The sequence below is a fragment of the Campylobacter porcelli genome (assembly GCF_002139855.1).
GTDB lineage: Bacteria > Campylobacterota > Campylobacteria > Campylobacterales > Campylobacteraceae > Campylobacter > Campylobacter porcelli.
Map to the genome: position 1 here is coordinate 653708 of NZ_CP018789.1, position 25571 is coordinate 679278.

Annotated in this window: 21 protein-coding genes; 16 read left to right on the forward strand and 5 right to left on the reverse strand. The window is 34.3% G+C overall.

Translation table 11 applies throughout. From position 1 onward, the window contains the following. Position 1: 1 nt before the first annotated feature. Positions 2-1495 (reverse strand): MBOAT family O-acyltransferase, encoded by a 1494-nt coding sequence (locus CSUIS_RS03330; RefSeq protein ID WP_086297089.1) that lies wholly within the window; start codon positions 1493-1495, stop codon positions 2-4. Positions 1496-1637: 142 nt separating this feature from the next. Here CSUIS_RS03330 and CSUIS_RS03335 point away from each other — a divergent pair, with 142 nt between their 5' ends. Next, positions 1638-2609: an agmatine deiminase family protein gene (locus CSUIS_RS03335; protein ID WP_086298559.1), complete on the forward strand. Its 972-nt coding sequence runs from the start codon at positions 1638-1640 to the stop codon at positions 2607-2609. Further along, positions 2609-3475 (forward strand): carbon-nitrogen hydrolase, encoded by an 867-nt coding sequence (locus CSUIS_RS03340; RefSeq protein ID WP_086236868.1) that lies wholly within the window; start codon positions 2609-2611, stop codon positions 3473-3475. The genes CSUIS_RS03335 and CSUIS_RS03340 overlap by 1 nt, the downstream gene beginning before the upstream one ends. Here the strand turns inward: CSUIS_RS03340 and CSUIS_RS03345 are convergent. Beyond that, positions 3465-4061, reverse strand: a complete 597-nt coding sequence (locus tag CSUIS_RS03345; RefSeq protein WP_180379393.1) for a M48 family metallopeptidase — start codon at positions 4059-4061, stop codon at positions 3465-3467. The two genes, CSUIS_RS03340 and CSUIS_RS03345, sit on opposite strands and share 11 nt — an antisense overlap. Positions 4062-4111: 50 nt before the next feature. Here CSUIS_RS03345 and CSUIS_RS03350 point away from each other — a divergent pair, with 50 nt between their 5' ends. The 9 genes from CSUIS_RS03350 to CSUIS_RS03390 all read left to right on the forward strand — a co-directional run bounded on the left by CSUIS_RS03350 (position 4112) and on the right by CSUIS_RS03390 (position 16212). Continuing rightward, positions 4112-7840 carry a putative barnase/colicin E5 family endoribonuclease gene (locus CSUIS_RS03350; RefSeq protein WP_086297090.1) on the forward strand — a complete coding sequence of 1243 codons (3729 nt, stop codon included), beginning with the start codon at positions 4112-4114 and terminating at the stop codon, positions 7838-7840. Between the two features lie 359 nt (positions 7841-8199). After that, entirely contained in the window at positions 8200-8589 is a 390-nt protein-coding gene (locus tag CSUIS_RS03355; protein WP_086297049.1) for a hypothetical protein, read from the forward strand. A 144-nt stretch (positions 8590-8733) separates the two neighbouring features. After that, positions 8734-10029, forward strand: coding sequence for an MFS transporter (locus tag CSUIS_RS03360; RefSeq protein ID WP_086297091.1), 1296 nt, complete (start codon positions 8734-8736; stop codon positions 10027-10029). Positions 10030-10037: 8 nt separating this feature from the next. Further along, positions 10038-11966 (forward strand): ribosomal protection-like ABC-F family protein, encoded by a 1929-nt coding sequence (gene abc-f / locus CSUIS_RS03365; RefSeq protein WP_086297092.1) that lies wholly within the window; start codon positions 10038-10040, stop codon positions 11964-11966. A gap of 9 nt (positions 11967-11975) precedes the next feature. After that, entirely contained in the window at positions 11976-13355 is a 1380-nt protein-coding gene (locus tag CSUIS_RS03370; RefSeq protein WP_086297093.1) for a sodium-dependent transporter, read from the forward strand. Between the two features lie 5 nt (positions 13356-13360). Continuing rightward, a complete protein-coding gene (locus CSUIS_RS03375) occupies positions 13361-14557 on the forward strand; it encodes a M48 family metallopeptidase (protein WP_086297094.1) in 1197 nt (398 codons plus the stop codon). Continuing rightward, positions 14544-15335 (forward strand): peptide chain release factor N(5)-glutamine methyltransferase, encoded by a 792-nt coding sequence (gene prmC / locus CSUIS_RS03380; RefSeq protein ID WP_086297095.1) that lies wholly within the window; start codon positions 14544-14546, stop codon positions 15333-15335. The genes CSUIS_RS03375 and prmC overlap by 14 nt, the downstream gene beginning before the upstream one ends. Next, positions 15335-15808: a DUF4149 domain-containing protein gene (locus tag CSUIS_RS03385; RefSeq protein ID WP_086236857.1), complete on the forward strand. Its 474-nt coding sequence runs from the start codon at positions 15335-15337 to the stop codon at positions 15806-15808. The genes prmC and CSUIS_RS03385 overlap by 1 nt, the downstream gene beginning before the upstream one ends. Beyond that, positions 15808-16212, forward strand: a complete 405-nt coding sequence (locus CSUIS_RS03390) for a YbgC/FadM family acyl-CoA thioesterase (protein ID WP_086297096.1) — start codon at positions 15808-15810, stop codon at positions 16210-16212. The genes CSUIS_RS03385 and CSUIS_RS03390 overlap by 1 nt, the downstream gene beginning before the upstream one ends. A gap of 19 nt (positions 16213-16231) precedes the next feature. On the opposite strand, the gene CSUIS_RS03395 is transcribed toward CSUIS_RS03390, so the two are convergent. From CSUIS_RS03395 to CSUIS_RS03405, 3 genes are read right to left on the reverse strand one after another with little or no spacing between them, the layout of a single operon-like run. After that, a complete protein-coding gene (locus CSUIS_RS03395; protein WP_086297097.1) occupies positions 16232-17374 on the reverse strand; it encodes a hypothetical protein in 1143 nt (380 codons plus the stop codon). Then, positions 17371-17985: a uracil-DNA glycosylase family protein gene (locus CSUIS_RS03400; protein WP_192940213.1), complete on the reverse strand. Its 615-nt coding sequence runs from the start codon at positions 17983-17985 to the stop codon at positions 17371-17373. Before CSUIS_RS03400 ends, CSUIS_RS03395 begins: the two co-directional genes overlap by 4 nt. 19 nt (positions 17986-18004) lie before the next feature. Continuing rightward, positions 18005-18487 (reverse strand): GNAT family N-acetyltransferase, encoded by a 483-nt coding sequence (locus CSUIS_RS03405; protein WP_086297098.1) that lies wholly within the window; start codon positions 18485-18487, stop codon positions 18005-18007. Positions 18488-18821: 334 nt separating this feature from the next. Here CSUIS_RS03405 and purD point away from each other — a divergent pair, with 334 nt between their 5' ends. From purD to CSUIS_RS03430, 5 genes are read left to right on the forward strand one after another with little or no spacing between them, the layout of a single operon-like run. Beyond that, the gene (gene purD / locus CSUIS_RS03410) at positions 18822-20066 is read left to right on the forward strand and encodes a phosphoribosylamine--glycine ligase (RefSeq protein WP_086297099.1); all 1245 of its coding nucleotides are present in this window, start codon (positions 18822-18824) and stop codon (positions 20064-20066) included. Further along, positions 20066-20524, forward strand: coding sequence for an RDD family protein (locus tag CSUIS_RS03415; protein ID WP_086297100.1), 459 nt, complete (start codon positions 20066-20068; stop codon positions 20522-20524). The genes purD and CSUIS_RS03415 overlap by 1 nt, the downstream gene beginning before the upstream one ends. Further along, entirely contained in the window at positions 20514-22697 is a 2184-nt protein-coding gene (locus CSUIS_RS03420; protein WP_086297101.1) for an LPS-assembly protein LptD, read from the forward strand. Before CSUIS_RS03415 ends, CSUIS_RS03420 begins: the two co-directional genes overlap by 11 nt. Next, entirely contained in the window at positions 22694-23389 is a 696-nt protein-coding gene (locus CSUIS_RS03425) for a phosphoribosyltransferase family protein (protein ID WP_086297102.1), read from the forward strand. Before CSUIS_RS03420 ends, CSUIS_RS03425 begins: the two co-directional genes overlap by 4 nt. After that, the gene (locus tag CSUIS_RS03430) at positions 23390-25570 is read left to right on the forward strand and encodes a polyribonucleotide nucleotidyltransferase (RefSeq protein WP_086297103.1); all 2181 of its coding nucleotides are present in this window, start codon (positions 23390-23392) and stop codon (positions 25568-25570) included. Position 25571: the final 1 nt, after the last annotated feature.

Here is a 25571-nt window from a genome sequence, read left to right on the forward strand (position 1 = left end):
CTTAAAAATTGAAATATATAAACTCTACATATGGAGTTATGCTTAAAGTAATAAGTGCTAAATATAGCAAAAATCCAGCAAAAATTGCGTTTTTTAAATTTGGCTTAAATGAATTTAGCATCTCAATGCTATTTTTGAATATTAAGGTTATGATAAATGCAAGTATTAGATATATAATAGTATCATTTCTACCACCAATATGCTCTAAAATAAAAGGAAATCTAAGCTTTTGTGGTAGTTCTATCCAGACAATTCCAAACATTCCTTTAAGTAAATTTAAAGCCCCATCTAAGTTTTGACTTCTAAAAAATATCCAAGTTATATTTAAAAAATTAAATGTTATAAACCAGCAAAAAACCTTATACACTCTAAAATTAATAAATTTAAATGAGCTACTATAATATGAGTAAATCCTATGGATTACCATAGCTAAGCCATGAAGCGTTCCCCAAATCACAAATCCCCAGCCAGAACCATGCCAAATTCCGCTTAAAAATGCTACTATAAAGAGATTTCTAAGTGTTAAAATCTTGCCAAATTTATTTCCCCCAAGTGGTATATATAGATAATCTTTTAAAAATCTACCAAGAGTTATGTGCCATCTACGCCAAAATTCAGTTATACTCAATGATTTATATGGAGAGTTAAAATTCATAGGCAAGATAATGCCAAACATAAGCCCAAGTCCAATAGCCATATCACAATACCCACTAAAATCAAAATATAACTGAAATGTATATGAAAGCGAGGTTACCCACGACTCTACAATATTTAAAATTCCACCATTTTCAACATAGCCAAAACCAGCATTAGCCCACTTAGCAAAGCTATCTGCGATAAATATCTTTTTAAATATTCCAATACAGAATATAAAAACCCCTTTAGCTATAAGCTCAATCTTGATAGTTTCATTTGCTTTAAATTGCGGCATCATCTCCTTGTGATGGACTATTGGCCCAGCAATTAGCTGTGGAAAGAAGCTGACAAATAAGCAGTAATCTATAAAATCAATATTTTTACTTCCCTCTTGTAAATCATTAGTATCTACCTTTTTATAGCAATCTGTTAAAAACGCAATCTGCTGAAAGGTAAAAAATGAGATTGCTAAAGGCAAGACTATATGTGGTAAAGGAATATTGAAGTTTAAATTTAAAATTTGGCTAAAAAGATTGAAATTTTCTAAGAAAAAATCTGTATATTTGAAAAATCCAAGTAATCCAAGATTAAATATTATGCCAAAAATTAAAGCGAGCTTTACCCCCCCCCACCAGCTCAAATTCGGCGTTAAAATTCTCTTAGCTATTATGTAGTTAATTAAGATAGAGCCAAGTAGCAATGGGATATAGATTAAATTCCAAAATCCATAGAAAAATAGACTACCAAGGACTAAAAATATATTAGAAAATCTATGATATTTTAGATATTTTAAGAGATAAAATCCAAAGAGCATAATAGGCAAAAAGCCAAATATAAAGGCATATGAGCTAAATATCATTGTTTATCTTTCATTAAAAATAGGGTCTAAATGCTATCGTAATTTAGCTTAAATTAAAATATAATTTATTAGATTTTAAAATATTTTTTGCTATTCTTTGCGATTTAATTAAAGGTTTGTTATGTTAAATTTAAATAGTAAGATTAGGGCTTTTGCTGAGTGGGAAGCTCAAGAGCTTTTGATGCTTAGCATACCGCATAGTAAGAGTGATTGGGCATTATATCTAGATGAAATTTTAGATAGCTATGAAGAGCTAGTAAGGGTGGTTAGTAGCTATCAAAAAGTGCTATTGATAGCGCCGAATTTAAGTGATTTTGATAGGTTTAAAAAGTATAAAAATTGCGAATTTTTCCAAGTTGATACCGATGATACTTGGATTAGAGATTATGGTGCTATCGATGTTCAAAGGGCTGATGAGATAATTAGCTATAATTTTAAATTTAACGCTTGGGGTGGCAAATTTAGTAGTAGTAAAGATAACGCAGTAAATGCAAAATTATTTAAGCATTTTGGCGGAGTTTTACAAGATGTGGATTTGATATTAGAAGGTGGGAGTGTAGAATTTGATGGCAATGGAGTGATGCTAACTACTACTGAGTGTTTATTAAATGATAATAGAAATAATTTAAGCAAATTTGAGCTAGAAAATAGATTAAAATCCCTATTTGGGCTAGAGAAAATAATCTGGCTAGAACATGGTTTTATAAAAGGCGATGATACCGATAGCCACATAGATACTCTAGCTAGATTTATAGCCCCAAATATTGTAGCTTACGCAGCTTGTGATGATGAGAGCGATGAGCATTATGTGGAGTTAAATTTAATGAAAAGAGAGCTAGAATCGGCTGGATTTGAGCTTGTGGGATTAAACTTACCCAAACCAATCTACTATAATGGCAGACGCCTTGGGGCGACATATTGTAATTTTATATTTATAAATGGTGCTGTAATCGTGCCGACATATGGGGATAAAAACGCTGATGAAAACGCTATAAATGCTCTTAAAAAAGCAATTCCAAATAGGGATATAATAGGCGTGGATAGTAGGGTGTTTATTAGACAAAATGGTAGCTTACACTGCTCAAGTCAAAATAGATATAAAAGGATAGAATAATGAAAGTAGCGCTAATTTCGCATAGATATTATGGCAATAAAGATAGCACGATTAACCACACAACGCAGATGATCCAAAAGGCTGCTAGAGATGGAGCGCAGCTTGTAGTGCTTCAAGAGCTCCATCAAGGGGCGTATTTTTGTCAAGATGAAAATGTGGATAAATTTGATTTAGCAAATGATTATCAAAAGGATAAAATTTACTGGGCTAATGTAGCTAAGGATAATAAAGTGGTGCTGGTAACTTCGCTATTTGAAAAGCGAAGCGAGGGGCTATATCATAACACTTCAGTTGTATTTGATAGCGATGGAAAAGAGGCTGGTATATATAGAAAAATGCATATTCCAGATGATCCAAATTTCTATGAAAAATTCTATTTTACGCCTGGGGATTTAGGCTTTAAGCCTATTGATACTAGTTTAGGAAGGCTTGGAGTGCTTGTTTGCTGGGATCAGTGGTATCCAGAAGCTGCTAGATTAATGGCTTTAAGTGGGGCTAAATTATTAATATATCCAACTGCGATTGGGTGGTTTGACTCTGATGATGAAGAGACAAAATCAGCCCAACTAGAGGCTTGGGTAGCAGTCCAAAGGGGTCATGCTGTGGCAAATAATATCCCTGTAATTAGCGTTAATCGTGTGGGTTTTGAAAGCGATGAGTGTGGCGGTGGGATTAAATTTTGGGGAAATAGCTTTGTTTTTGACGCTCAAGGGGTAGAGCTATTTAGGTCAAATTCAACAGATGAAATCGTCCAAATAGTAGATATAGATATGCAAAAATGCGAGCAAATCCGAAGGTGGTGGCCATTTTTAAGAGACAGAAGGGTTGAGTCTTATGGAGATATTACAAGGAGATTTATAGATTAAGTCTAGATTTAAAATCAGCCATTAAAGATGCGATAAAATCATAAAATTCCTTTTGGTGGTGCGGATAGATTAGGTGAGCTAACTCGTGAAGCACCACATACTCTATAAATTTAATATCTCTTTGAATGAGATTTGAACTAAAATTCAAATATCCCTTTTTACTATTACAACTACCCCATCTAGTAGTCATCTTTTTAATCCTAATAGCATTTATCTCTTTGCCTATTTTAGGGCTATAAATAGCGATATATTGGCTTATTAGCTCTTTTAGCTTTTCGTTGGCGTAATGATTTAGAGTTTGTAAATCTGGAGTAAATATATAATCATCGCTAAATTTAAACTCATTAGATATTTGGATTTTATAGCTTTTACCTAGGAATTTTATCAGATTTGGATCGTTTTTTGGGATTTTTGATAGGGTCTTTTCTATCCAAATAGAGTGAGTTTTGATAAAGTTGTCTATTTGAAATTTAGTAGCGTAAAGTGGAGCTATGAGCTTAATATCACCAGTTGAAGTAATCTTTAGGCGTAAATATTTAACACGCTTTTTTATGCACTCTATCTTAAATTTCCCATACTCTATCAAGATATCTCCCCTTTATCAAATGGGACATTTTATCTAAATTTTAGATATTTTTGGCTGAATTTAGCTCTATTAAAAACCAAAGCGGAAAAAGAGCTGAAACTATGAAGGCAAACTTCATAATAGAAAAGCTCAAGCCTTTAATACCAAGATTAGGCAATAATGAAGCCTTAAAACTACACTTAAATAGAGCCATTTTAAATGCTAATGGCGACTTTAAACTAGCGATTAAAAATATTGAGAATATCCCAGATGGCAACTTGCCAACGCCTACAAGAAATCTCTTAAATGAGTTTAAAAATGCGTTAAAAGATATAGAACAAGTGGTTAAATCTCAAGCTAATGAGCCAACGCAAATTAAGGCTGAAAATCAAGTAAATTTATCTAAAACCAAAGAGCCAACGCAAGAGCCAGTAAAAGCTGAAGCTAAAAAAGAAGCTGAAAATTTAGCTCAGTATCGCAAAGATATCGAAACTAAGTATAACATTAATCCTATAAAAGAATTCGGCACTAATTACGCTGAGTTTTACCACGATGGGGCAAATGCCATTAGAAAGCTTTTAGTTGAAAGACAAGGGCAAGTAGCTGGAGCGTTTGAGAGAAAAGAGCTAGGGGATATAGATTTAGTGTGGGGAGAAGCTAAAGCTGCAAATGGCGATATAAAAGGGTATGGGCTTAGCAAGATAGAAGCTAAGCACCTTAATGACTTTGCTAGTTTTTACGGCGATACACCACAAGAGAAATTAATAAATGGCTTAAATGAGATTATAAAAAATGGCAAAATTATAAATGAAAACGGCGTAGATACTATATGGTATAAAAAAGATAATGATTATTATTTAATCGGTCTTAGCAAGGGCTTTTATAATAAAGGGGATAATAACTGGATTATTACAGCGTATGAAAAAACTAACCTAAGTATAGATAAAAAAGCTAGAATAGATAAAGCTTTAAAAGGTGGCGACAGCAAGACCATTTCCGCTTATGCTGAAATTAAAAGCTCAAAGACACCTAAGCTAACCACCGCTGAGAATTCTACCACAACGGTTAATAAAAGTCAAGCCAAAAATATGATGGGTGGCTTTAGCACTATGGCGATGGAAAAGGCTATATTACACCTAGGTAGTGGAGCTGCAGGTGGAGCGATAAATGCTAATGCTGAGCAAGACCCAGACAAAAAGGCTGAAGCATTTCTCAAGGGATTTTTACTAGGAGCTGGTGGCTCAGTTGGGGCTATAAAAATGCTAGAAAATTCAGCCAAATTAGCCCCACAATTGGCACGAATTAGCCAAAGATTAGCCAATGATTTACCTGTGATTTTAAATGATAGACCTGATATTGTGGGTAAAGCCCTAGGTAAAACACCAAAGGATAATTATAATTATATTTTTGGCGGAGAGAACGCAATCGGAGCAAATAAGGCTAAACTAAAAACCGCTAGGGAGATGGTAAAAAATGGAGCAGATGAGAGCCAAATATGGACTAAAACTGGCTGGTATAAAGACATTGATGGCAAATGGAAGTTTGAGATAAATCCGCTTGGTGGCAAGTTTAAAAAAGTAATAAAAGATTTGTTTGACGCTAAGGCTTTTAAAGAAAAAAATAGAGAAAAACTAGAAGTCTTACAAGATAGAGCTAAAATAAATGATAAATACCAAACCAATCTAAATAACTTAAACGCTACTTTAAGCCAACAAGCTAGTATTATCACAAAGGCAAAAGATGGTTTAAAGCTTAGCGAAGTGCTAGATGATAAAAAGCTCTTTAATGCTTATCCACAGCTAAGAGATTTGAAAGTAAGATTTGATGAACTTGATAGCCAAATGTCTATGTATGATGGATATTACAATAAAACGCTTGATGAAATAGTTTTAAACTCTAAGCTATATAATAAGCCTGAAATGCTAAGAAGCATTTTATACCACGAAATACAACATAAAATCCAAAGTATAGAGGGCTTTGCTAGTGGCGGTGGCTATTTTTCTGATATAACAAAGGTTGAAAAACTTCTAGAAAAATACCCTAATGATGCTGACTTGCAAAATCTATATGATGGGCTAAAATATAACTATGTATCTGATAGTGCTGAGTATAATGTATATCGCAAATTAGCTGGTGAAGCAGAAGCTAGAAATGTCCAAACTAGGCTAACTGCTAATAGCAAAGAACACCCTAATAAAACCTTAGATATCAATCCAAATGAGCGAATAGTTAAGTTTGATAGCGATATGAGTGCTAGTTATACTCCAAATTCTAGCGTTTTGAAAGAACAAAAAGATAAGCTAGGCATAGAACTAGCAAATATGGATGAAAAAGCACAAGCAGATACTATAAAATTGTATGAAAATGCCAAAAGCGCAGATGAAAAACACAACGCTTTAAAAATGGCAATGCTCTCAAATAGAAGTGATGAATTTCGCCCTATTAGCCATATTAATTTAAGTGATATAAGTGATAAAGAAGCGCAAGATTTAGCAAAAAAAATACAAAAACATTATTCTAGTGCTGATTTTAGTCTTTATAATGGTGGAGAATATTATACAATAAGCAATCGTGGCAAAGGCAAAATCGCTCGTGGGTATGAAGCCATAAAAGAGTATGATTATATAAATAAAGCTGAATATCTAGCAGTAGCTGGGAAACTTGATTATTACTTTAATAACTCTAGATTTTTAGGCAAACATCGTGACCTTAGAAGTGATAATGATTTAACTGATATACTGTTTTTTAGAAGTGATGCCAAAATACACGGCAATAATGTTCAAATACTTTTTACACTAAAAGAAGTAAATAAGGGTGTCCAAAAAGGCAAAAGAGTATATGCTATGGGAATAACACTAGCAGATGATGCTGGGAAGTTAATACGACTGGACAGCGACGCCCTCCCAGCTACTAGCGGAGCGACACACGCAACAGGCAGCCCGACTGCTACACCCGCTACCGCAAGTAATGGTGTTGATTTTAGCGCAAATTCAAAGATTAGTCAAGACTTGCCAAAATGGGCTGATAAATTTAAAGCAAAAATGACAAAAATGGGTCAAGAATATAGCGATGAAAAAATTGCTAACTTAGCAAACTGGCATAAAGATAGCCACCCAGCTACAAAAGAAAAAGACGGCTCACCAAAGGTGTTTTATCACGGCACTAACGCAAATTTTGATGCTTTTGACATAAATAAATTAAAGGGTAGTTGGCTAGGTAAAAGCTTTTATTTTACAGATACTAAACAAAAAGCAAAAGGCTATGGCAAAAATGTAATGTCGATATATTTAAATATCAAAAATCCTTATATCTCAAAAGCAATTGATAATTATGGCTTTGTAAAAGAAGTCAAAGAGCAATTTAATGTAAAAGAAAATTATGGCGAATTTGACCCAGCACAAGTGCTAAAAGAACACGGCTATGATGGCGTAGTATATAAAGATTGGAATGATGATATAGGCTATATATACACAGCTTTTAGCCCAAATCAAATAAAAAGTATAAGCAATAATGGGGCGTTTAATCCAAATTCAAATATGATGGGTGCATACACCAAAGTAGGGCTACCTATCGCTCTTGTTGGTGGTGGGCTTGGATATATGGGAACTCAAAGTATAGTAGATGGATATAAAAACAAAGATACCGCAAATCAAACTAGAGCCAAACAATACGCTAAATTTCTAGCTGAAGCTAAAGAGCCAACGCAAGTTGCCCCAAATGAGCTTTATAAGGCTTATAAAAAGGCTAAAAAAGATATAGAAAAACCAACCAAAAAAAATCCGCATTTGTCGGATAGATAACTTAAGTAGGCGTGGCTCGTTAAATGATAAAATGGAGTGATAAAGATTAAATCCATCAATGTAAGCATAAACTCTCATAAGTCCAAGCCCCTAAAATTTAGAGGCTCGGTTAATAGCCGTAGCTATTAAGTTGAATATGAGAATATTATCAAAATTTAGCTTAAAGGTGGGCTAAGGGAGTATTTAAACCCCTTGTAAAAGCCTTGTAATGTTGCCGTAAAGACTAGCTTGGCTCTAGCGAAGTTAAAATATGGGGAACCCCACGAAGTGGGGCTTTAGGTGGGTCAAGGGAGCGTAGCTCCTTGTCGCAAACGGCGACTTGTTGCCGTGCGAAGTTAAAATAAATAAAGGATGAAAAAATGCTGAATTTAGACACAAATAAGCTAATTAGCGATTATAAACAAATAGAAGCGTCAATCGTTAGTGAAAACTCAATATTTGCTAAGGTTATTAAATATCTTGATGATAGCTTTAATGATAAAACCCTAGCCCCAAAAGATAAGATAACAATCCAATCAAATCTGATGAGTGCGATGGCTATTAATCTAACAGCAAAAGCATTAGAAACGGCTTTAAACTGGCAACAAATCAATACCCAACTAGAACTATCAAAGCAAGAATTAGAGCTAAAAAAAGAACAAACCAATAGCCAAAAACTACTCTCAAATGCTGAAATTGAGTTTAACAAAGCAAGAACGGAGCTTGTAAAAGCTCAAACTTCTACCGAAAAGCAAAAAACGCCGCCGTAATGAGAGAAATAGCTAGTTACGACGACCAACTACGCACAAAAGAAGCTGAGATAATCACAAATGCGGTCTAAAATTTATATTAAACTCAATTTTAGCAATGCTTTTGTATAATGCTAGACTTATTTTTTTGCTTTAAGGGATAATATGGCTAGGTCATTTAGTAGATCAGATATTAGGATTTTAGGGCTTTCATCTCTTGGTGGAATGCTTGAGTTTTATGATTTTATCATTTTTGTATTCTTTGCTTCTTATATATCTATACTATTTTTCCCTGCTGATCTAGATCCTTTTTGGGCTATTTTTAATACCTATGGCACCTTTGCTGCTGGATATTTAGCTAGACCGCTTGGTGGTATTATTATGGCACATTTTGGGGATAAAAATGGCCGTAAAAATATGTTTATGCTCTCTATTTTACTTATGGTAATTCCTACATTCTTATTAGGTATAATGCCTACATTTGAGAGTATTGGATATTTAGCACCTATAATTTTAGTGATTATTAGAATTTTACAAGGGGTTGCTATTGGTGGGGAGCTGCCTGGTGCTTGGGTATTTGTAAGTGAGCATGCACCTCGTGGGAAGCTATATACTAGCATAAGCGTTTTAACAGCAGCAGTAGTAGCTGGAATTTTACTAGGTAGTTTTGTAACTATGGTTGTTAAAAATATTTGGAGTGATGCTGAAATTCAAGATGGAATGTGGAGATTGCCATTTATTTTGGGTGGATTTTTTGGGATTATATCTATATACCTTAGAAGATATTTAAGCGAAACGCCGGTATTTAAAGAGATGCAAGCTAAAAATGAGCTAGATAATATCCCGATTAAATCTATATTTAAATTTCATAAAATTGATAGCATTGTATCTATGTTTATAACTTGGGTTTTAACTGGATGTATCGTGGTGCTTATACTCTTAATGCCAAATTTTATGCCAAAAGCATTTAGTGCTAATGGGGTAGAGCTTGGTCGTTTAACTACCATATATATGCAGATGGCTGCTATAGTGCTTTTGTGTTTTGGCTGTTTTGTGTATGGAAGGTTAAGTGATAAATATGGGATTGCAAAGAGCACTTTAGTATTAGCTTTGCTATTTTCAATTAGCGTATATGCTTATTTTGATGCGCTTTATAGTGGGGCGAGTTTTGAGATAGTTTTGGTTTTATATTTGCTTAGTGGATTACTAGCCTGTGTTGGGCCGTGTGGTGCGCCATTTTTGATGGTTGCTATATATCCTAATAAGCTTAGATTTAGTGGAATTTCATTTTCGTATAATATTGCTTATGCTATAGCTGGGGGCGTTACTACACCTTTTGCAACTGCGATGGTGTTTAAATTTGATCCTATGTATTTGGCGTATTATATGATTCTTCTTGGTTTTGTGGCTGTTGCTTGTAGTGTATGGTTTATGTTTGCACGAAAAGATATTAATTTATAGGAATTGATATGGCACTCATCGATCTTATAGAAGTTAGTAAGAAATTTGGCGATAAGATTATCTTAAATGAGGCAAATTTTAGTGTAAATGAAAAAGAGAGAATTGCCATTATAGGGAAAAATGGTGGCGGTAAAAGCACTCTTATGAAGATATTGCGTGGGGAGTGCGAGATTGATAGCGGTAGAGTGATTAGACAAAATTCCATCACTATAGATATGCTTGCTCAAGCCCCTAAATTTGATGATAATCTAAGCGTAAAAGAGGCTTTAAATCTAGAGTTAAAAGATATATTTAATGCTAGAAATGAGTATGAAAAAGTCCTAGCTAAAATGAGTGATGAGCATGATAATCCTGAGCTACTTCACCGCCAAGATGAGCTTGTGAAATTTATAGAATCCAAAGATGGTTGGAATATAGAAAATAAGATTGATAGAATTTTAGATAGTTTTGGTCTTAGAGAGTATGAAGATAGGCTGGTAAATAGCCTAAGTGGTGGGGAAATTCGCAGAGTTGCCTTGGGTGCTTTAATCCTTAAAAAGCCTGATGTATTATTGCTTGATGAGCCTACAAACCATCTTGATGTCTATATGGTAAGATTTCTTGAAGAGCTACTTTTAGCCTCAAACCAAACTATTGTATTTATAAGCCACGATAGATATTTTATCGATAGATTAGCTACTCGCTCTGTAGAGATAGAAGATGGTTTATTAAGGAGTTTTGAGGGCGGATATGCTAATTACCTAACCAAAAAAGAGGAAATTTTAAGAAGCTTGGCTAAATCTCACGAGACATTAATAAAAAATTTAAAAAGCGAAGAGGAGTGGCTAAGGCGTGGAGTAAAAGCTAGGTTAAAACGAAATGAAGGAAGAAAGCAAAGAATCCTAGCTATGCGCCAAGAGGCTAAGAAAAATCCAGGATTAATACGCAGAGTTAAACTAGAATTAGAAAGGGCTAGTAAGAGCTTTAATGGCGGTGGATTAAACCAAAATCGCAAAAAAATGCTATTTGAGTGTAAAAATTTATCCAAAACTATAGATAATAAATTACTTTTTAGTGATTTTAATGCTAGGGTTTTACAAGGTGAGCGTATAGGAATCGTCGGTAGAAATGGTAGTGGCAAATCCACCATGCTAAAAATTTTACTAGGTGAGTTAGAAGCAGATAGTGGCACAATCAATCGTGGCGAGATCAAAATAGGCTATTTTGACCAGCATAGAAAAAATATTAGCGATGATAAATCCCTAATTGAGCTATTTTGTCCAAATGGTGGAGATCACATAATGGTAAGGGGTCGTAACTACCATGTGTATGGATATTTAAAGAATTTTTTATTTCCAAAAGAGTTTTTAGATAAGCCAGTTAGCACTCTAAGCGGGGGAGAGAAGAATCGTTTAGCCCTAGCTCTATTATTTACCAAAGAGTATGATTGCTTAATCTTAGATGAGCCTACAAATGATCTTGATATTGCTACTATTAATATTTTAGAGGAGTATTTGCTTAGCTTTGAAGGTGCGATATTGATAGTAAGCCATGATAGATACTTTATAGATAAGATCACTAATAAGCTTTGGGCGTATGAAAATGGTAAAATAGAGCAAATTTATATGGAGTATAGTGAGTATTTAGATATTGAAGAGGAGCTAAACCAGCTAAGCGATATGGAAAGAGAGCTAGGTCAAAGTATAGAAACCAAAGAGAAACAAAAGGCATCAAAGATAAAGCTTAGTTATAAACAAAATCAAATTTTACAAAATCACCCAGCACTAATAGAAGCCTTAGAGAGTAGAATAAGTGAGCTCAATCACGCTCTTTCAACTCCAGAAATTTACCAAAAAGTTGGCTTACAAACCCTATTTGAAGAGCTTGAAGAGAAAAAGGGTGAGCTAAATTTGCTTGAGAATGAGTATTTTGAGGTGCTTGAGCTTTCTCAAAGTTAAGGAATATCAATGATAGAAAATAGACAGACATGGAGTTCTAGGCTTACTTATATTTTAGCTGTTGCTGGTGCTACTATCGGCTTTGGTGCTACTTGGCGTTTTCCATATTTAGTAGGGCAAAATGGCGGTGGGGCTTATGTTTTAATATTTTGTATAGCGATGATTGTAATTGGAATTCCAATGATCTTAGCTGAAAATGCCATAGGAAGGCGTTTGCATATAAATTCTGTAGATGCTTTTGGTGGTTATGCAAATGGCAAAAAGATAAATCCGCTTTGGAAAGTCGTTGGTTGGATGGGAATTTGCGGTGCCTTTGGTATTATGGCTTATTATATGGTTATTGGCGGCTGGGTGCTTGATTATATTTATAATATAATTATCGGCGGATTTGAGCTTTCGCAGCCTATTAATGCTACTACTACGGCTAAATTTTATGATGAAAATATCATAAACTCACCCCTTGCCATTAGCATTGCAACGGCGATTTTTGTCCTTATAAACTATATTATTTTAGCCAAAGGCGCCGTTGATGGTATAGAAAAAGCAGCCAAATATCTAATGCCATTGCTATTTATATTAATGTTAGCGATGGTAGCTAGAAATATTACGCTTGAAGGGGCGATTGATGGGATTAAATTTTATCTTACGCCAGATTTTAGCAAGATTAGTATGAGATTATTTATTGATGTTTTGGGGCAGGTATTTTTCGCTTTATCGCTTGGATTTGGGGTTATGATTACCCTTTCTAGCTTTTTAAGAAAAGATGAAGATCTCATCAAAACCTCTATAATCACAGGAGTTATTAATACTATAATTGCTGTGGTGGCTGGATTTATGATATTTCCTTCGCTATTTACATTTGGAATTTCGCCAGATAGTGGCCCAAGCTTAGTTTTTAAGAGTTTGCCAATTGTATTTTCTAATATGTTTGCTGGTCAGATCATAGCTATTGCGTTTTTTGGCTTGCTTATGATAGCAGCACTTACTACTTCTTTACCGATATATGAGGTTATAATAACGGTTTTAGAAGAGAAATTTAAAATAAAACGCCACAATGCCATAGCCATAGTTCTTGCTACTATCTTTATAATTGGCAATATCCCATCACTGATGGCTACAAATATATTATCAGATATTACGATTTTTGGCAAGAATATATTTGATGCTTATGATGCCATTAGTGCTACGATATTTTTTGTGCTGACATCGCTATTTTGTGCGTTATTTGTCGGCTGGGTGTTAAAGGATGAGGCCAGGGCTGAGATAATGCACGGCACCAAGAGTTCAAAAAGGGTGGTTGATATATGGTTTTATTATGTTAAATTTATAATTCCATTTATCATTTTAATCGTATTTATTAGTAGTTTTTATGATAATTTTTTAAGGTGAGTTTAATGCTTGAAATTTTGATTTTTTTATTTGCTCTATTTACTGCTTATAAGGTAATTTTGAGTATTTTACAGATTAAATTTATAAGTGGTTGCACAGAGCCTGTGGTCTTATCTGCTAGTGAGTTTCAAAGTGCTGCACAAGTAGCGATAGCAAAGCAGAAATTTGAGATAATCCATAATATCTACACATTTATTATAGTGGCGATATGGAGCGTATGGGGAGCTAATGCTTTACAAAATGCTCTTAGTGGAGTGGAGTCAATTTTGGTTAGGGATTCTTTATTAGTAACTCTGTTTTTAGCTATTGGTGCGGTTTTAAATTTGCCATTTGAGATATATAACACCTTTGTGATGGATAAGAAATTTGGCTTTTCAAATAGCACGGCTAGGCTTTTTATCACAGATTTTATTAAGAGTTTGGTTATGATTTTGATATTTGGATTTGCTATTTCTTGGATTTTGTTATTATGCTATGATCTGCTTGGGGCTAGCTGGTGGATATGGGCTTTTGGGATTAGTTTTGGATTGATTTTGATAGTGAATTTGATATATCCAACCCTAATAGCACCGATATTTAATAAGATAACGCCACTAGAAAATAGTGATTTAAATTTAGCTATAAATGAGCTTTTAAACTCTTGCGGATTTAAAAGCAGTGGCGTGTATAGCATGGATGCAAGTAAGAGAGATAACCGCTTGAATGCATATTTTGGTGGTTTAGGAGCTACAAAGAGAGTTGTGCTATTTGATACTTTGATTAATAAGCTTGATAAAGATGAGATTATCGCCGTTTTAGGGCATGAGCTAGGGCATTTTAAGCATAGGGATATAATTAAAAATATAGCATTGATGAGTATAATCCTTTTTATATTATTTGCAATTTTTGGTAATATTCCAGCTAGTTTTTATACCGCTTTGGGACTTGAAGAAAGTGGTGGTGGATTATTTATATTTTTCTTACTATATTCTGCGCTTTTTATGGTGATAGTTGAGCCAGTTATATCTACTTTTTCTAGATCGCATGAGTTTGGTGCAGATGAGTTTGGCGCTAAACAAACAAGCAAAGATAGTATGATTTTAGCACTTAAAAAGCTTGGTAAGGAGAATAAGGCGTTTCCACTTTCGCACCCACTTTATAGTATGGTTTATCACTCACATCCAACCTTATATGAGAGGCTAAATCGTCTTGAGAATTTGTGATGGACTAAGCTTAGCTAGAGAATTTGGTAGCCATTTTGCCTATTGTTTGATGGAATTTCATCTAGGTCAAAGTAGGGAGTGGATATTTTTACATTTAAATGATGAGCTTTTTAAAAAGAGTGAATTTATCCATCTTTTAAATAGATATAAAGATGGTGAGCCGCTAGAGTATATTACTAGGCGATGCGAGTTTATAGGGCGAGATTTTGTAGTGGGGGAAGGGGTATTAATCCCAAGATTTGAAAGCGAAATTTTAGTTCAAAAAGCCATAGAAGTAGCTAAAAAATTTAACTCACCCAAGATTGCTGAAATTGGCGTTGGCAGTGGGATTATTAGCATATCTTTAGCTTTAGAGCTTAAAAACGCTAGTATAGTTGCTACTGATATTAGCCACAAGGCTTTGGAGTTTGCTAGGATTAATAAGGAGAAATTTGGAGCTAATGTTGAGCTTGTATTATCAAATTATCTTGATGAGATTGATGGAGAATTTGATATAATTATCTCCAATCCGCCATATATCGCAGCTAATTATCCGCTAGATAAATGGGTGCTAAGTGAGCCAAAGATCGCATTGATAGGTGGAGATATAGGCGATGAGATATTAAAAGATATTGCTAAAATCGCTAAATTTAGAGCTAAATATCTAATTTGCGAGATGGGTTATGACCAAAAGGAGCCTATGAAAAACTATCTTAATGAGCTTGGCTTTGAGAGTGAGTTTTATACTGATTTGGCTGGATTAGATCGTGGATTTGTAGCTTATAATAAAGGAAAATAATGGTTAAATTTAGAAGTTTTTATCTATTTTTACTTGGAATTTGTATTGGTGCTGAGCTTGCTATTGGTATTTTTATGGCACCTGTGATATTCTATCCATCGCAATATATCGGCGAAGGCGTCTTAAGCCACTATCAAAGCGGTCAGCTAATGACTCAGGTATTTTTAAAATATAATATTATGCTTATTTTTGTCTCATCTTTGCTTTTGCTTTTTGAGATTGTGAATTTGAAAAATAGCGAGAGTTTTAATTATAAAATTAGTGCGTTTTTTCTCTCTCTTATCATATCTTTATTAGCTATGGCGTTTGTGTTTTACTTTACTCCATATATTCTACAAGCTCAAAAAATTGGTGCCGAAGCGACTGCTACAGCGGAATTTGCTAGTATGCATAAGGCTAGTGAGATTGTGATGAAAGCTATGCTTTTAGCTCAAGTGGCATTATTTTTTATCAGAGCTCGTAAGGAGAGCTAATGGGGTTAAAAGTTAGGGTTTATTATGAAGATACAGATAGTGGAGGGATTGTATATCATAGCAATTATATTAAATTTTGCGAACGAGCTAGAAGTGAGATAGTTTTTAACTCTGGGATTGAATTTACCCAAAGTCGCCACTTCGTAGTTACCAAGCTAGAAGCACGCTACTTAAAACCAGCTGTTTTAGGAGATATTTTAGATATACAAACTAAGCTTGTAAAGATTGGTGGTGTAAGCCTAACCCTAGAGCAAGATATATATAAAGTAGCTAATATCAAAGGCGAGACTCAAAGGGAGCTAATATTTCGTGCGAATGTTACTGTGGGATTTATTAGTGATGGCAAGTTATCTAGGCTGGATAGAGAATTTGCTGAAGTTTTTAGCAAGTTAAATCAAGATTAAATTTGGGTCATCAGACCCATTATATCTCTTCATCTATGTAAAACCCATAATTACCAGCACGCATAATATCTATCTTATATTGGACTTGATTATTTTGTAATTTCTCTTTAAATATCGCTTTTGCATTTTTGTTGATATAGTTTAGATATATAAAATCCATTCCAATCATCGTTGAGTAAGCGACCCAATCATAAGCAAGCTTTTGCCCTAAAAGAGCACTAAGGGTCTCTAGCTGACTATCTGGGGTCATTATGGAGTTAGCTATATAGATATTTTGGCGATCTTTGCTTTGAGTAAGGCTTATAAGAGCACTATTGTAATTAAGCTGCGTAGAAAGAAGTATATGTGGATTTAGATCAAATACTCTAAATTGCGAACTAAGCAAAGCACTTTTTATAAGTGGGGTATTTAGAAAGATTGAGCTATTTTTTACCCTATAATTATCTTTTAAAAAATTTAGCTTTATATCGTTACCTTCGATATTTTTTATATATGGATTATCTGTATTATTAGCCACTATATCATTTAGCATATTAGCGACCTTACTCCCATCGCCAAATACCGATACTTTGCCATTTGATTTGGTTAATAGCTTTTGAATTTGTGCTTCGTAGTCAATCCCACCAAAGAATATATTTGAGCTTGGATTTTGGATTGATTTGATATTTACTGTAGGTATGTAAAAGATTAAATCATCATAATCACTATTATTTATCACCTCTATCCCATCTGTAGTAAGTGGAGCTATAAAGTGCTTAAATCCGCTATTTTTAGCTCTTTGTATGGTAAAATTTAGGCTATCTTTACTCTCATCTCCGCTATAAAATATCTCAATATGAGAGCCAATATCTCGCTTAAAAATATAGCTAAAAACAGAATCGCTAACCACAACAGAGTAGCTTTTTATCACATCTTGAGGTATGATTAGGGCAACTTTAATATCTTTGCGTCCAATCTCAATTTCAGGAATATTTAAAAGCTTTTTAATATCAGCATAATAGCCCTTAATCGGCTCTTTAAGAGTAAGTGGATTATATATAAATTGGATAAAATCCACCCCATTGCTAAGCTCTTTTAAACACTCTTTATCGCATCTATTTTGCCCATTTGATTGAGTAAAAATCATACAAATAATAAAAAAAGTTATAATTAAATTTCTCATATATATCCTTTAATTTTTTTTAAATCCGCTATAAATTCATCAGCTTTACTAGGATTTTTATCCACCCAATTACTATCAAAAGTAGGCATATATAGCGAGTTTTTTAGCTGATATACGCCACCTCTATGGCTATCAAATGAGCTATTTTTCGCTAGATATTTAAAGCAATTTTCCCCAAAGCTAACTATAAATTTAGGCGATAAAATCTCAAATTCTAATTCAAAAAACTTTAAGCATATATCCATATATTTTAGCTCAGAAGTTTTATTGATACACTTTAAAATATATGTAAAATAAAAGCCATCAATATCAATATCAGCCATTTTTAAATATCTCATCAGCGAAGCATCAGGGGTGCAAATTCCGCTTTTATCGCTTTTTATATCTGGACTTTCAAAGACAAAAACCACGCCACCACCGCTATTACCACTACCAACTACTGCTTTATTTCTACTTTTGCATAGTTGGCATAGATTGCAGCTTTTTATCTGTAAATTTAGCATTTTAAGTGAGTTAAACTCATTACTTTTTATATTTGGGGATTGGTTAAGAAATTTAAATCCCATAGCACGGAGTATCTCAAGCTCATAAATACTACAATTTTTATCCATCATACTACCAAAAAGCGATTTAATCTTTAATAAAATTTGCTAAATTCTCAAGCTCTTTGCCATCTACCCTAAGATGAAAAAACTCATCTCTATTTTTTGCGCCAATTTTGCGATAAAATGCTAGGCTTGGCTCATTCCAAGTTAAGCACTCCCACTCAAGGCGACCCAAATTCTCATCTATGCAAATTTGAGCAAGTTTGGCTAAAAATCTCTTGCCGATACCTTGATTGCGGTATTGGAATTTGACATATAAATCCTCAAGATATATCCCACCACGACCTAAAAAGCTTGAAAATGTGTAAAAATATATAGCATATCCTATAATTTGGCTTTCATTTTGGCAAACTAGGATTTTGGCATAATTTTTCTCAAATATACAAGAGGCAAATTGAGTATCATTAAATTTAACTCTATCGCTCATTTTCTCATACTCAGCTAGCTCTTTGACAAGGGCAATTATCTCATTTATATCATCTTTTGAGGCTGCTCTTATTTGATACATTTTTTACCTTTAAATTTAAAATTAAAAACAAGATTATAGCAATTTGGAGCTGAATTTGAAAAAAATATTTTAAAAGCTAATAATAGTGCTAAATTTTAAGTCAAATTTTTATATAATTTCTCCGCCTGGATGGCTCGATAGCATTTTTACGAAGGTCCAACAAATTAGTATTGGCGAAGATGTGCAGAAGTGGTGTGACGCGACTTTGCTTGAGGCTTAACTGGTTTAGAAGCTGCGACCTAAAGCTGCTGCCTATTTGCAAGATTGGCTTTATTTAGGGCCGATTCTACTATGCACCGACCATTTGGGTACTTTAATTTAAATTAGGAAATCTATGAATATTTTAGTTATTGGAAGTGGCGGTAGAGAGTATGCCATAGGATTAAGACTAACTCAAGATAAACAAAAACACAATCTTTATTTCGCTCCTGGCAATGGAGCAACTGCGAATTTAGGGCAAAATGTGGATATTAGCGATTTTAATGATTTGGCTAAATTTGCACTTGAAAATAAAATAGAGCTTACTATAGTTGGCCCTGAAAATGCCCTAAGTGACGGAGTTGTAGATATATTTAAGGCTAATAATCTAAATATTTTTGGCCCTACGAAATCGGCTGCTAGACTAGAGAGCTCAAAAGCTTATATGAAGGAATTTCTAGCTAAAAATAGCATAAGAACGGCTAAATTTATAAATACTAATAACTATGAAGAGGCGGCTAAATTTATAGATACCTTAGGTGATATAGTCGTTGTAAAAGCTGATGGTTTGTGTGCTGGGAAGGGCGTTATAATTGCTAAAAGCAAGAGCGAGGCTAAAGACGCAGCAAAGGATATGCTAAGTGGAAAGAGCTTTGGCGAGGCTGGAAGTAGGGTTGTGATAGAGGAGTTTTTAGATGGATTTGAGCTAAGCTTTTTTGCCATTTGCGATGGTAGCAACTTCGTATCCTTGCCAGTAGCACAAGATCATAAAAGATTATTAAGTGGTGATGAGGGGCCAAATACCGGCGGAATGGGTGCTTATGCCCCAAGTCCGCTTGCGGATAAAAATTTAATTAAAAGGGTTGAAGAGGAGATTATAAAACCAACTCTAAAAGGCATGCAAGATGAGAAAGCTCCGTTTTGTGGAGTTTTATTTGTGGGTTTAATGGTGGTAAATTCAGTGCCATATGTGCTTGAATTTAATGTAAGATTTGGCGATCCTGAGTGCGAGGTTTTGATGCCATTAATTGATGGAGAGCTTGGTGAGATTTTGCATAGTGCGGCACTTGGAAAGCTTAATAAATTTGAGATTAAAGATGAGTATGCTGTAGGAGTGGTGCTAGCTAGTAAGGATTACCCTTATAAAAGTAGCCCAGCAGCCAAAATAGCAGTGGAGAATATACCACCCCATTCTCATATCGCATATGCTGGAGTATCGCTAGTTGGTGATGAGCTATATGCTACTGGGGGTAGGGTATTAGTAGCTGTTGGTAAGGGTAAAAGTGTAAAAGAGGCTAGAGATAGAGCTTATGAGTTAGCTAAAAATATTAAATTTGATGGTATGCAATACCGCAACGATATAGGGTATCAGGCACTTTGATGAGAGAGAGTTTAGAAGAGAGATTATATAGGGAAAATATCACCATCGCTAGTATAAATAGGCGTGTTTTAGCGTATGCTATTGATGATATTATCATATCTGTGCTATTTATGCTAGTTTATTGGGATTTTATCGCTAGGGCTAGTAATGTTGGGGTTGAGGCGACATTAAACGCTATATCTGGGTTATTTTGGCAAATTGCGCTTATGAAGGTGGTTTATCATACATTTTTTATATGGTATTACGCTGCTACCCCAGGTAAAATGCTGTGTAAAATAGTCTGTATAGATACCATTATGCTATCTCGCCCAAGCCTTAGTAGTAGCTTTATTAGAGCTTGTGTTAGGATACTTAGCGAAACTCTGTTTTATATCGGATTTTTATGGGCATTTGGAAATTCTCAGCGTCAAACTTGGCAAGATAAGTTAGCCAAAACCGTGGTTTGTAATGCGTATTAGATCACTAGCTTTTGTTGGGCTTTTATTTAATAAGCTTTTAGGCAATGTAGAAAATGTCGAATTTCTAGCTAGTGATGTCCAAAAAGATGGAGATATAATCACTGCTAATGGTAATGTTTTATTATATTCGCAAAACTATTTAGCTAGTGCTAGTAGTGCAAAGTATGATCAAAAAAATAAAATTATTGAGCTATTTGGCAATGTTAGCCTAATGCGTGGAGAGTATGAGACTAGTAGGGCTGAGTATGCTAGGATAGATCTAAGCACTAATGAAATGATCTTTGAAAATAGCTTTATAATGGATAAAAAGAAGGAGATTTGGCTACAAGGTGCTCAAAGTTGTAATAGCGATGAGATGGTAAGTGTAAAGAATTCTATAGTCTCAAGTTGTAATGTTAGCGATCCAGATTGGCATATAGGATTTAGCAAAGGAGAGTTAAATAAACAGAGTAAATTCTTACACCTTTACAATCCAGTATTTTATGTCAAAAATACCCCAGTTATGTATCTTCCATATTTTGGTTTTAGCACTGATAAGACTAGAAGAACAGGGCTTTTAACCCCGCAACTATCATATAGCAAAGATGAAGGACTGGTATATTTACAGCCATTTTATATAGCTGAGTATAATGAGTGGGATTTGGAATTTGATCCGCAGATCCGCACAAATAGAGGTGTTGGGCTATACTCTACATTTAGATTTGCTGACTCGCCATACTCTAGTGGATATATCCGTGGTGGTGTATTTGAAGAAAGAAGTGAGTATAAACAAAAAGAGAATTTAAAAAACAAACAGCACTCTGGTATAGAGGTAGGATATGATAGGGATAAGCTTGTTGGGTATTTGATAGATGGCGATTTTAAAGAAGGGTTGTGGCTGGAGTTTGTAAATTTAAATGATATTGATTATTTAAATTTGCGAGGTCGAAATGGGGGCAATTATGACTCTTTAGTCCAATCTAAGTTAAACTACTTTATTACTACTGATAATCAATATTTAGGAACTTATGCAAAATATTATATAGATACAGCAAAAATCGGCACTAAATATGGCAACGATGATACACTTCAAGAGCTGCCAAGAATCCAATATCATAGCTTTTTTGATACATTTATAGTTCCAAATTTGACCTATTCATTTGATTTTAAATATCATAATTACACAAGAAAGATTGGAGCTAGTGCTAATCAATATGAGATAGATATTCCGCTTGGATTGCAGTTTGGGATATTTGATGATTATGCGAATTTATATTTAAGCCAGAATCTATATGCTTCACATATAGATTATAATCGTGCTAAATACTATAATGGCACTGATTTTTATACTAATAATAGCGATGATATAATCAACCATTATCACAGAATTTTACTAGAAAGTGATATAGCTAGAGCTTTTAGCAGTTTTTACCACACTTTAAATTTTAAATTTGATTATATTAAACCTGGATATAATGATGGCGATACTAATGAAAAGCTTTTAAAATATTATTTAATCCAAGATGGAATGGCGTATAATGCTAGCAATTTATCGCTTTTTGAAGATAATTTTATAGATAGAATTTCAAATAAATATACAATCGAGCGACTGGCATTTGAAGGTTCGCAGTTTTTTTATGATTCAATGGGACAAAAGCTAATAAGGCATAGTATAAAACAGAGCTATAACTTTGATGATAGTGATATGGAGAGCTTGGAGAATAGATTTAATTTATACTATGGAAATTTTGATTTTGCCAATAAAATAGAGTATTCTCATATTGATAATGATCTTTCAAAAATCCAAACAGGCATCTCATATAATGGTAGCAAAATCGCAACAAGAGTATGGCATACATATGATAAAAACTACTATGATGGAGATGCATATGATAAAGAGAGCTATATAAGCGGTAGTGCAAATTTTAAATTGCCATATAATTATGAGCTATTTGCCGGGGTGGATTATGATTTACAAAGAGATTATACTAAGATGTGGCAAAGTGGAATTCACTATAAGAGAAAGTGCTGGGATTATAGTTTAATATATAAAGAAGATATTGAGCCAAAAAACACAAGTGCTGGTATAGAGTCTAAAAAGAGCCAAGGAGTATATATATATTTTAGTTTCTATCCATTGGGTGAGTTTAAATATGATTTCTCTATAGAACAAGATAGTAAGGCGATAAATTGATAAATCCAAATGAACTTAAATTTCAAAATGAGCTAGATGCTGCTAATAAGCTATTAGAGGCGCTGCCGCAAAAAGAGCTTATGGATGGAAATTTTGTTATAGTTTGCTCATCTTTAGATAGTGTAGTGCTAGCTGATGAGTTGGCTAATAGACTTGAACTTAGCTATGAATTGCTTTTTAGTGAGAGATTATACGCTCCAAATAACCCTGAATGCGAGATTGCTATAGTAAGTGAGACTGAGGAGATTGTCTATAATAGTGAGTTAGTTAATGCATTTGATATAAGCTTGGATTTTATATATGGAGAGGCTCATCGTAAATATGAAGAGAAAATTTTAAAAAATGTTTATAAATATCGCAAAGGCAAGTTATTAGAAAATCTTCAAGGTAGAAATATATTATTAGTTGATTTAGGATGTCAAACAGGGATTACAGCTTTAGTGTGTATAAAATCACTAATAAATTTAGGCGTCAAATCCATAGTGTATGGCACACCATTAATCGCTTCTGATATACTATCATATTTTAATACCTTAGTTGATAGCTTATATTATGCTAAGAAGATAAGTAATTTTGTGGATGTGGATTTTTATTATAGTGATAGGGTGGCGGTGGATTCTGTTATGTCTATTTTAGAAGATAGCCCACACTATCTACCATTACAAAAAATACAAAAATCAAAGGAGATATAGATGCAGTGCAGTATAGAGGTAAATAATCAAATTCAAATTTTCGATCTAAACAAGGTCGCTAAACAAGCTAGTGGAGCAGTGCTTTTAAGAGTAAAAAATAGTGTAGTATTAGCTACAGTAGCAAGAGAAGATACACAAGTTGAAGAAGATTTTTTACCCTTAACTGTCCAATATATAGAAAAGCAATACGCAGCTGGGAGAATTCCAGGCGGATATGTTAAGCGTGAGACAAAACCTGGCGACTTTGAGACCCTTACAAGTCGCATAATTGATAGAAGTCTTCGTCCGCTATTTCCTAAGGGCTATGCTTATCCTACGCAAATAGTAGTGATGGTATTGAGTGCTGATCCAGAGGTGGATTTACAAGTTATTGGATTAAATGCTGCAAGCGTGGCACTATATTTAAGCGATATTCCAGTTGAGCGTCCAGTATGTGGGGTTAGAGTTGGGCATATTGATGGTGAGTTTATTTTAAATCCTAGCAACTCTGAGCTTAAAAAATCCACCCTTGATCTATATGTAGCTGGTGTTAAAGATGAGCTTTTGATGATAGAGATGAGAAGTTTGCCAACCATCTCAAACGATATGGCACCTATGATGATTATGGATCCAGTGATGGATATGGGGCTTTGTAGTGATTTTATCCAAAAGCAATCTATGAATGAATTTGATGAAAATAAGATGCTCGAAGCGATTAAATTTGCCAATATAGCTATACTAAACGGCTCTAATGCTTACGAAGAGGCCTTTAGAGAGTATAAGAAAGCACCAGCACGACTAGAGTATAAAAGTGAGATAGAAAATAGAGATATTGCCATTTATATAGATGAATTTTATAAAGATGAGGTAAAAAATGCCATAAATCAGATGGCAAAAAGTGAGCGAGCTAGTCAGTTAAATCAAATTGCTAGTCAAATAGCCTCTAGCGATACTGCTATAAGCGAGTCTTGGGACAAGGAGCTTATCTTAAATATCTTAAGTAAATATAAGAAAAAAATTGTAAGAGAGCAGATAATAAATCAAGGTTTAAGAGCCGATGGTAGAGGCTTAAGAGATGTAAGACCTATTAGCATTGAGACAAATATATTGCCAAATGCACACGGAAGTTGCCTATTTACAAGGGGTCAAACTCAAGCTTTAGTAGTAGCGACTTTGGGGACTGATAGCGATGCTCAAATGAGTGAGTTACTCACAGAAAAAGGCGTTGTAGCAGATAAATTTATGTTTAATTATAATTTTCCTGGATTTAGCGTAGGGGAAGCATCTGCCATTAAGGCTCCAGGTCGCAGAGAGCTAGGTCATGGAAATTTAGCCAAAAGGGCGTTATATCCAAGCGTGGAGCTAGATAGTCCATACTCTATTAGGCTTGTTAGCGAAATTTTAGAAAGTAATGGCTCAAGCTCTATGGCTAGTGTGTGCGGTGGCTCTTTAGCACTTAGAGCCGCTGGAGTACAAAGCTCTAAATTAGTAGCTGGAGTGGCTATGGGGTTGGTATTTGAAGGCGATAAATATGCGATATTAACTGATATTATGGGGTTAGAAGACCACGATGGGGATATGGATTTTAAAGTAGCAGGTAGCATAGATGGCATTACGGCACTTCAGATGGATATTAAACTTGGCGGGATCAGTCAAGAGGTATTAAAAGAGGCACTTTTACAAGCTAAAGAGGCAAGAGAGCATATCTTAAACATTATGCAAAAAGCAAATGATGATATAGTGGTAAATGAGGATATATTGCCAAAGCTAGAGCTATTTAGCGTTGATCCATCAAAGATTGTAGATATTATCGGTCAAGCTGGTAAGACTATCAAAGAGATAATTGAGAAATTTGATGTAAGTATTGATTTAGATAGAGAAAAAGGCGAAGTTAAGGTATCTGGAGCACAAAAAGGCAAGGTAGAAGCAGCAAAAGAGTATATAATCCAAATTACACAAAAAGAGCAAAAATCAAGAGGCGGTAAAAAAGATAGCAAAAATATTGATAGCTTTAAAATAGGAGATGAATTTGAAGGAGAGATTATCAAGATAGCTACATTTGGTGCATTTATCTCACTAAGAGATGGCGTAGATGGGCTTTTACATATCTCAAAAATCAAATCTCCAATCAAAGAAGGGGAGCGTCTTAAGGTAAAAGTAAGCGAGATTAAGTCTGGTAAAATCTCATTAGATTTAGTTTAAA

What these genes read in the sequence shown, in the direction of transcription:
- CSUIS_RS03405 (WP_086297098.1), bottom strand. Translation starts at nt 18,487, where the DNA reads ATGTATCAAATAAGAGCAGCCTCAAAAGATGATATAAATGAGATAATT.
- CSUIS_RS03370 (WP_086297093.1), top strand. Translation starts at nt 11,976, where the DNA reads ATGATAGAAAATAGACAGACATGGAGTTCTAGGCTTACTTATATTTTA.
- CSUIS_RS03430 (WP_086297103.1), top strand. Translation starts at nt 23,390, where the DNA reads ATGCAGTGCAGTATAGAGGTAAATAATCAAATTCAAATTTTCGATCTA.
- CSUIS_RS03340 (WP_086236868.1), top strand. Translation starts at nt 2,609, where the DNA reads ATGAAAGTAGCGCTAATTTCGCATAGATATTATGGCAATAAAGATAGC.
- abc-f (WP_086297092.1), top strand. Translation starts at nt 10,038, where the DNA reads ATGGCACTCATCGATCTTATAGAAGTTAGTAAGAAATTTGGCGATAAG.
- CSUIS_RS03330 (WP_086297089.1), bottom strand. Translation starts at nt 1,495, where the DNA reads ATGATATTTAGCTCATATGCCTTTATATTTGGCTTTTTGCCTATTATG.
- CSUIS_RS03360 (WP_086297091.1), top strand. Translation starts at nt 8,734, where the DNA reads ATGGCTAGGTCATTTAGTAGATCAGATATTAGGATTTTAGGGCTTTCA.
- CSUIS_RS03355 (WP_086297049.1), top strand. Translation starts at nt 8,200, where the DNA reads ATGCTGAATTTAGACACAAATAAGCTAATTAGCGATTATAAACAAATA.
- purD (WP_086297099.1), top strand. Translation starts at nt 18,822, where the DNA reads ATGAATATTTTAGTTATTGGAAGTGGCGGTAGAGAGTATGCCATAGGA.
- CSUIS_RS03420 (WP_086297101.1), top strand. Translation starts at nt 20,514, where the DNA reads ATGCGTATTAGATCACTAGCTTTTGTTGGGCTTTTATTTAATAAGCTT.
- CSUIS_RS03400 (WP_192940213.1), bottom strand. Translation starts at nt 17,985, where the DNA reads ATGGATAAAAATTGTAGTATTTATGAGCTTGAGATACTCCGTGCTATG.
- CSUIS_RS03415 (WP_086297100.1), top strand. Translation starts at nt 20,066, where the DNA reads ATGAGAGAGAGTTTAGAAGAGAGATTATATAGGGAAAATATCACCATC.
- CSUIS_RS03385 (WP_086236857.1), top strand. Translation starts at nt 15,335, where the DNA reads ATGGTTAAATTTAGAAGTTTTTATCTATTTTTACTTGGAATTTGTATT.
- CSUIS_RS03375 (WP_086297094.1), top strand. Translation starts at nt 13,361, where the DNA reads ATGCTTGAAATTTTGATTTTTTTATTTGCTCTATTTACTGCTTATAAG.
- CSUIS_RS03390 (WP_086297096.1), top strand. Translation starts at nt 15,808, where the DNA reads ATGGGGTTAAAAGTTAGGGTTTATTATGAAGATACAGATAGTGGAGGG.
- CSUIS_RS03395 (WP_086297097.1), bottom strand. Translation starts at nt 17,374, where the DNA reads ATGAGAAATTTAATTATAACTTTTTTTATTATTTGTATGATTTTTACT.